Genomic DNA, 8,726 nt, shown 5'->3' on the forward strand with positions numbered 1-8,726 from the left:
GGTGGTGTGAGAGGTCGGAAATTTCTCAGTTAGGGAAATTTCCTCCTACTCGATTCCTATTTTCTTTTAAATATCCCCTTTTTTTAAGCACTTCAATATAGTGAAGAGTGTCATCATCAGCTATAACATCTTCCGATTCTATTAGATCCAAATAATAATATACATTTTGAGGAATTTCTAAAATATCTCTCTTATTTATATCAAAAAGATAATATCCTGAAGAATTTTTCATTAAATGAATATAAGGTGACTTATTAATATATGTATCCATATAAATTACCTCCTTAAGTATTTTCGTTTATTTTCTAAGTTATTGATTCCTTTTTTCATTAAGTAGCTTCATAGGTTCCATTTTTAGGTTTTGATTGATTCTATGGATGGAAATAAGTATCCCTAGTAAGATAATAAATATGATGGATACTAAAGTCGTAAGTACTATTACCAACGTATTTTCTTTTTCCTCCAAGATGGTTTCTTTTATTTCCATATCAGCTCTATTACTATATCTAGAATCATAATAAATATGATTTAAATTTTTAGTGGAAATATGTCGTGATAAGAGACCACCCATACTGCATCCAATGGTACTTCCAAGGAAAAGTAAAAGTATAATTCCAATAAGTAAAGATCTTTTAGAGTTTTTTTTAGTGACTCCCAGACAGCGTTCAATAGCGGTTCGCACTTTTTGATTACTAATAAATAGATGGCTATAAAACAGCAAGAGAAAAATAACCATCAGTAATCCAATTACTAAAAGTACAAGAGACATATGTTTCATATTTTCAAGTCCTGATTCAATCTGTGAATATCCCATATCATAAAAGGTGATTTCAAGTTCACCGGTACCATATTTCTCCCATTTAGATAGAAATTCTTCTATATTGCCGTTTGGGAGCTGAAAGGAGGTATTATAACCCTTCATTGGACCATATGCCACAATATTGGAACTCCGATTTTCAATGGAATTTATAGGTACAACAATCTCATCTCCTCCCATACTATAGTTATATTGGCCAGCACCTTGAGAAGCTGTATAGATACCAACAATGGTATACCAGCTGTCTTCAAAAACAGAATAGACTGCTCCATTTGCCCCATTCGATGAATAAATAACTCTTCCACCATATAAAAGGAAATCTCGACCTGCAGAACTTTTACTATTTGTAAAATAAAGTTGTACATTAATCTTGTTACCAACTGTAAGATTATTATTTATTGCAAATTTATCAGACACAAGGCATACCTTTTTTCCATCCTCATATTCTGCATCTAATATATCTCTTCCCTGACTAATATAAGCATCTCCATTATAAAAGGGCATTAAAAGAATGGTGGAATTGGTTCCAGTAACAGGCTGGGTTTTATATGACATGCTATATCCTTTTGCTAGATTCAATAGCCTTTTTCCAATATCTCTGTCGTAGAACCCTTCTGTCACTTCATAGTACGGAGAGGTATTATTCTTCTCATTCTCTAAAGGCTCTTTCATAAGGGTACCGTCTGATTCATATTCTTCGATTTGGATATTACCAGGCCCATATTCAAGCGTTGATAAATCTGCATCCAATGACTTTTCAAAATGTGAGCCATGGGCCCATGTAGTTTTAATTAATACCATGGAATAACTTTTGCCTTTTTCGAGAGGTTTGGGATTTTCATAATAATGGTTGCAGAACCAGATTGTTGTACCATCTAATGAGGAATTGCCCCAAATTAGCTTGCTAATCTTTATTTTTACTGATTCATTTGGAATACAGTCTTCTAAGGGTGTTACTTCAGCAATCAATAATTCATCATAAACTTTATCCGTATGTACTAATGTATAATCAGGGGCATATGAACCATAGTAAGATCGCTTCTCTGGCTCCTGGGTATAATTTGCTCCATCAAAAGATAACACCGAAGCCGGAAACAACCTTGAATATACTGACTGCTGGCGTAATTCATAATCTTTTTTTTCAGCATTCCACCTGGTAACTGTGTTGATAGACAACGCCTTTTGTTCTACTGTTCCTATGGTAATGAAAGTATCCTCATAGATGCTTATAATTGAGTTGTTCATTATCCAAAGTATAGCTCCTAGCGTGAGAAACATACTGGAAACAGCAATTAGTAGCAAAAACGAAAAACTTCTAATAGGTATACGCAATATTTGTTTAATGCTGTTTCTAATCATTTTTTTGTACCTCAATTAATATTCCGTCTTGCATACGTAATATCATATCTGTTTCTAATGCAACTTTTGTATTATGAGTTACGATTATGACTGCATAATTTTCCTTATGGGCTAAATCCTTTAATAAATTAACAATATATACCTCATTCTTTGTATCTAATTTGCCAGTAGGTTCATCTGCCAGTAGAATGTTTCCACCTGATGCCATTGCCCTGGCAATAGCCACTCTTTGCTGCTCTCCCCCACTCATCATTTGGGGGAACTGCTTTAATATCTTTTCACCTAGCCCTACTTTACTAATTAGCTCTTTTGCTTTTTCTTTTGCTTCTTTGATTGATACACCTTTCAATGTCATTGGAAACATTACACTTTCCAGTGCTGTTAATAAGGGGAATAAATGAAATAACTGATAAACCATTGATGCCTTCTCCATCCAATATTTATCACGATTTATGGAACGAATATCGTTCCCTTGTATATAGAGAGTCCCATAGGTAGGTAAATCCAACCCTGCTAGAAGGGATAAAAAAGTACTCTTTCCACTTCCAGATTCTCCTACTATAGAATATATTTTTCCTCTGATGGGCAACACTTCTGCATATTCTTTCTCTTCTTCAGATACCATTTGCAGATAGTCCTCGATATGAAGAAATAGTTAAGAAGTCAATTGGGCTAAGATAAAGTCTATAAAAATATAAACATTTGAATAACAACTAAAAATTAATTCTCCTAATATTACATTTCCTATCATTTACTTCAATTTTAATGATATTCCCTAATATTTGTTTCAAATTACATAATTCCCCAACATATACTTCATAAATAAATGAAGATAAAGTTAGGGAAGCAAAAGTGGACAAAAAAAGAAAGCCAGCTAAATCAAGGCTTTCAAGATGAGTTTAAAATTGTAAATTCCCTAACATTTATTTCAATGGACATGTCCATTGATGTTGAGGGACATAAATGTATCTAAATCCTGGACATAAATCTTTCTAAACAACTTACATTTGCTTTAATGGTACTCTTCTATATAATATTACGGACATAAATTTATCTAAAAGTAGATAGTTTAACTTTTATTAAAAATTACTATCATTTCAAAGTACAGTATTAACGAATTTTTAGAATATAAACGGACATAAAAGTGTCAAATTGTTATAATACGGACATAAATCTGTCTAATTGAATCGGTAAGTTATTAAGACTTATTAATTCAAGGTAATATACTCCACAATTGCGCTTTAACATATCTTGGTTGCCAATATGCTGCTTCCGTAATATATTGTGTATCACACAAGTACTTTACATAAGGCTTACTATACGATTAATTATCAAACATTATACTCATCATTATCAAGCAAGCCAATTATTACTGTCGTTTGCCTCAATCCATTCGTAAATACGATAACTGGCATACCATTTTTTATTGATGAATGGGTCTTTTAATACACAGCTTTCTACTTCCTCCTGAGAATTTGACTCAAATATCAGCAAACCCTTACCGTCGCTATTTTTTAAAGGCCCGCACAAAATTAAAATCCCCTGTGAATGTAAATCTCTCAAATGTTCCACATGACCTTTCAACAAGTCCAATTCCAAGTCGTCTTTTCGCTCATCCTGATAAATCACAACATATTTTGCCATTTCCTGTCCTCCATAATTGATTAATATTATGCACTTACATTCATTAGAATGTCACCGACTTTTCCCATCATGAAGAAGCTCATTTAGTATCTCCTCAAATACATAACAATCCGTAAGATGGTCATTAACCATACCTATAGCCCGCATAAATGAATAAATTGTAGTCGAGCCAACAAATTTAAAACCCATTTTCTTTAAATCACGACTTATTCTGTCGGAGAGCGGGCTGGTTGCGGGCAAATCCTCATGCCTTTTCCAATGGCCTGTAACAGGAATATAATCAACATATTTCCAGATGAATTTATCAAAACTTCCATGTTTTTCTGCAACATTTAAAAAAGCACGAGCATTGATTATAGTCGCATTAATTTTTAGCCGATTTCTTATTATTTTCTCGTTTACCATGAGTTCCTGAATTTTTGTATCGCCATAAAGGGCTACTTTGTTAGGGTCAAATCCATCAAAAGCTTCTCTGAATGCTTCTCTCTTATTAAGAACTGTTAACCATGAAAGTCCTGCCTGCATACCCTCTAAAATAAGCATTTCAAAAAGTTTTACATCATCATGTACAGGCCGTCCCCATTCGTTGTCATGATAATCTATGTATATAGGAATATTTCCCGTCCATGAGCATCTTACTTTTTCATTCATAAAATCTGTACTCCAATCGTAATCTAATAACTTTTCTCTACCGGAAGAAAAAGAACTTTAACGCTCTGCTCATCCATAAATGACAAGTACTCACAAGCTGCAGCATCTACATCGGCATTCTTATATGCCCTATGAACATCTTCCATCGTTTCCCACAAAACCGAGTCAGCCCACATCTCGCCATCACATAGCAGTTTCCGAGAAATGTAGCCTTTTTGCTTAGAGAGAAATATACTATTAAATCTGTCTGATACAAGTAAAAATTCTGGTACCGATGCTCCCTTTTTAAGGTTAAAAGAAGCAAACTCAACTGTATTGGCCATAATATTAATACTCCTTTACAAAATTTCCATTATCTAATAGTAACACATTAAACTTGACTGCGCTATGTCATATTACAAAATAATCTTCGGCACACACTTGCTACCAATTGTGATAAACATAAAATAATTATACCGTGTTTTAGCATTTATTCAAATGATTTGATGAACTGCAACTAGAAATAATTTGCTATTCTATTTCAAAAATTTCATAACAATCGTCTTTTCGAGCAACAACATAATCCGGTACATTAAAGTCTATAGATTGACTATAGTAATTTAGTGATAATTCTATATTAACCTGCAATTTTGTAAAAATATGTTCATATAACTTATTAAATAAACGGGCATATATGAGAAAAGGTATATAGTTGTCAATTATACCTTTTCTGTTTATATAGCCTTCTATATCAAAAATCGAAAATGCACATCTTCTTACTTTATTATAAAAATTTCAATTCCCGAACTTATTAAAAAATTAATACATTTAATAAAAATAAAAATACTGTTACTAATCATTAAGAAGTATTTTGATATATAACATATAATTACAAAATACACCATAGATTACCACTTAGAATTCAGATTATTGCTTAATTATATTTTGTGTTCATTTATGTTCCATTTATTATACTAAAACAATCTCTTATTATTATTCAAAAAACAATAAAAAGTCAGAGATGTACACATACCTCTGACTAATAATATTCATTTTCAATAGATTTAATTATTAATAATTTCTATAACATTGTAGAATATTTGTAACTCTTATAAAATATGAATATTTCTATATTTTTTCTATATTAATAATTTTCTATAAACTCATTTGAATAATTGATCATATTTCATTTGATATTTAGATTATTACTGTCGGTGGTCACAAAATTTACACAATGTTGGTCAGATAACTTACAAAATGTACTCTCTTTTATTATATACGTGTAATCAAGATATAAATTTTGGACACATAATTAGCACAAAGCTGATTTTTATCAGATACCTGAGAAAACACGTATTTTGAGACACAAAGTTTACACAAAGAAGTTTCTTTATATTGCTATATTTATTATATGGACCAATTATCATAACAAAGCTTTTTGGTCTACGAAAATCTATCAAAAAATATGCTACTGATAGGCTTTCGTAGGCCGATGTACACCTTAGTTATTACAATTAATGAGTATATTTATAATATGATAAAATTTAATATATTAGATTTATATTGGATAAAGGCCTCTCTCCTGCATTGTAATTAACTTATTGAGAGTAAAACTTACTTATCCTTGTTATTTCATATTTTACCAATCAGGTACAGGCTCTATTATTATTATGTACATTATATCGAATTTCTAAAGTCTAAGACTCCTGGTTCAATAGAAACACCATTCCAAATTCTATTGGTAATTCCAACATCTTCTGGTTTAATATCTTTGTAAGCACCTTGCATCCCTTTAATACAAATACAATGATCATCTATTTCTACGATACAGTGAAGTTCATTTTTATATAAAATTATATCTTCTAGAACTGGATATTTAGCATGAATTGCTTTTGGATAAGAATATATTTTTTTTAATCCATGCCATATATATGACATTGAATTAAGTGTATAATAAGGTATATTTTGAATTATTTTGCAGTCTTGACCGTGATCATGTCCATTCATACATAGAATTGTACTTCTAGAAGAAAGTATTTTTTGTATTTCAGTTCGGTTCTTTATCCCTCTATCTGCAAATTCATGAATTAAGCTATGATGAGAAAATACAACGTAATTCAGATCTTCTCTTTTCATCTCATTTTTCAACCAATTGATTTCGAAATCTGGAATAATTGGATACAAATCCGCATTCTTAATATAATTCCGTTTGTAATAACATCTAAATTCATTTTGACTTTGCATATAACAAGAATTAAGCATGATAAATTTCGTGTTATCAATTATAAATGATTGATATGATTCTTTAACACCTACAAATTTTCCCCATTCTTCTTGAGAGAACAAATCAGAATCATGATTTCCCATTACAAAATATAGAGGTATGTTTAATTTTCTCAGTTTACTTATTATAAACTTATTTTCATCAATGGGGTGGCATAAATCACCTAATGACATAATAAAATCAAGATTTTCTCCTCGAATTGAATCTATAAATTCATCTAAACGCTGTCCCCCATCCGGTATATGATCGTAATGTAGATCAGTAAAAACAGCAAATTTTATCATAATAGCTTCCTTTCCGTAAGGTCTTATAAATAAGCTGTATATTATTAGTTATACTGTTTACCTTAAAACCCAAACTCATTACTGTCCGGATCAGCTGTGGTAAACTTTCTTGTTTCCAAAGGGATGTACATATCGGCTCGATAGCGGTTACTTTATCCTTTACTCTCTCCCAAAGTAAATCCTAAATCAAATGTTAATTATTGCTATATTAATTCTTTGTTTCGGGATAAGGCTTAATCATATTAGGTTTTAACCTTTCAGGAATTTTGTATGATTTTTTATGAATAAAATTCACAAGTGTTTTATTACCGAGTGCATCTACTTTATAAGTGATTTCATCATCCCCTACAGGGATATGTGCACCTATAATTGGCTTTGTCTCAAAGGTAATGTAAATATTTACTGGTTCACCCTCTTTTTTAATATTTTTAATATTAAACATATAATTAATATATCCTAATTCATCCGGAAAATAATTATCATAAAATTTACTGCTATCTGCAATGATATTGTCCATAAATAAAGCAATAATTAATTCATCTTTTGTTTCGGATTCGGTAGTTGATTCGTATCTAAACGTTGGTAAGGTGTGATTTCTTCGTAAATAAAAGACCATTTCAAGAAGCAATATACCCGTCAAAATTAGTATAACGATAAACTGCCATCTTTTATTATGATTCATGACTTCACCTATGGTATCAATTCATTACAATATATTAATGCCAAAAAATAAATATTCTCCTTTGTAAACAACAGCGAATCATTCAACATCTCAAAAAATTCCTATTTGTCTACTTTATCAACGATAAATTGGATTTCGTAATCGATAACTAAAGCGTATTAAAATCTTGATGAACATCACATTCATTAAATATAGCAATATTATTTTCAGCATACTTTTTAGTCCAAAAACAGTTTACTAAACATTTTAAGCATCCATCACATTGGTACACATCAACGATTAAATCTCTATTCATACCTCGTTCCCATGTAGTACCATGGATAACACCCGCTGGACATATATCTTTACAAATAGTACATTCACCACATTTTGGCTTTATTATTGGTCTGTTTTCAGTAGGTAACGGTGCATTTGTCAAAACGGTACACATACATAATGCACTTCCATATTCCTGTGTTACTAACAAATTACTTTTTCCAATCCAACCCAATCCAGCTAATATAGCTATTTTTTTATGTGGAAGTAAAGTAGTTTTTGTATTTTCATTATAATATCCATCTATTAGATTTCTTTCTGATTGTGCAAATGAACTGTATCCTTTTGCAATAAGAAAATCAGCTATCCATTCTGCAAGTTCATCAGTACGGCGCTCTTTTTCTCCAAATTCAGAATAATCTACTATATTTTCTATTAACTGACGAAAGATATATCCAGAGCTAAGAACTACTCCTATTATAATAGCAACGTTATACCCTCTGTTTTCTTTTACTGAGAGCTGTGATATATCAACTATTTTTATAAGATTTGCACCACGGGTATTTAACTCTGTAACTAACTCATTATACATATGTAACTCCCACCAAAGCAGATTAATTTAATAGAAATTCTGGTTAAATTATAACAGCCTTAATATTTGTGCATCAACCTCAAATATTCTTAAGAGCCAAAAATACGCCATTCTATATCTGCATCAATGTTAAGTTCTTGATTTGTTGGGAAAACTTCTTGCATAATAACTCCTCCACT

Annotated in this window: 9 protein-coding genes; all 9 read right to left on the minus strand. The window is 31.1% G+C overall.

Going from position 1 to position 8,726, the window contains the following annotated elements:
* Nucleotides 1-25 precede the first annotated feature (25 nt).
* Complete coding sequence (locus RTP52_RS19015) at nucleotides 26-271, minus strand: hypothetical protein (RefSeq protein ID WP_312372929.1); 246 nt, start codon at nucleotides 269-271, stop codon at nucleotides 26-28.
* A 39-nt stretch (nucleotides 272-310) separates the two neighbouring features.
* Nucleotides 311-2,062 carry an FtsX-like permease family protein gene (locus RTP52_RS19020; protein ID WP_312372931.1) on the minus strand — a complete coding sequence of 584 codons (1,752 nt, stop codon included), beginning with the start codon at nucleotides 2,060-2,062 and terminating at the stop codon, nucleotides 311-313.
* A 106-nt stretch (nucleotides 2,063-2,168) separates the two neighbouring features.
* On the minus strand, nucleotides 2,169-2,801 hold the full coding sequence (locus RTP52_RS19025; protein WP_312372932.1) for an ABC transporter ATP-binding protein: 633 nt from the start codon (nucleotides 2,799-2,801) through the stop codon (nucleotides 2,169-2,171).
* Nucleotides 2,802-3,529: 728 nt separating this feature from the next.
* Nucleotides 3,530-3,820: a YciI family protein gene (locus RTP52_RS19030; RefSeq protein ID WP_312372933.1), complete on the minus strand. Its 291-nt coding sequence runs from the start codon at nucleotides 3,818-3,820 to the stop codon at nucleotides 3,530-3,532.
* Between the two features lie 51 nt (nucleotides 3,821-3,871).
* Nucleotides 3,872-4,471 carry a DNA-3-methyladenine glycosylase I gene (locus tag RTP52_RS19035; protein WP_312372934.1) on the minus strand — a complete coding sequence of 200 codons (600 nt, stop codon included), beginning with the start codon at nucleotides 4,469-4,471 and terminating at the stop codon, nucleotides 3,872-3,874.
* Nucleotides 4,472-4,494: 23 nt separating this feature from the next.
* Nucleotides 4,495-4,794: a hypothetical protein gene (locus tag RTP52_RS19040; protein ID WP_312372935.1), complete on the minus strand. Its 300-nt coding sequence runs from the start codon at nucleotides 4,792-4,794 to the stop codon at nucleotides 4,495-4,497.
* A 1,333-nt stretch (nucleotides 4,795-6,127) separates the two neighbouring features.
* Nucleotides 6,128-7,018 (minus strand): metallophosphoesterase family protein, encoded by an 891-nt coding sequence (locus RTP52_RS19045; RefSeq protein WP_312105570.1) that lies wholly within the window; start codon nucleotides 7,016-7,018, stop codon nucleotides 6,128-6,130.
* Between the two features lie 208 nt (nucleotides 7,019-7,226).
* Nucleotides 7,227-7,700: a DUF3888 domain-containing protein gene (locus tag RTP52_RS19050; RefSeq protein WP_312372936.1), complete on the minus strand. Its 474-nt coding sequence runs from the start codon at nucleotides 7,698-7,700 to the stop codon at nucleotides 7,227-7,229.
* A 148-nt stretch (nucleotides 7,701-7,848) separates the two neighbouring features.
* Nucleotides 7,849-8,547: a hypothetical protein gene (locus tag RTP52_RS19055; protein ID WP_312372937.1), complete on the minus strand. Its 699-nt coding sequence runs from the start codon at nucleotides 8,545-8,547 to the stop codon at nucleotides 7,849-7,851.
* Nucleotides 8,548-8,726 lie beyond the last annotated feature (179 nt).

Origin of the sequence: Lachnoclostridium sp. (assembly GCF_031997925.1) — a bacterium.
Lineage (GTDB): Bacteria > Bacillota > Clostridia > Lachnospirales > Lachnospiraceae > Lachnoclostridium.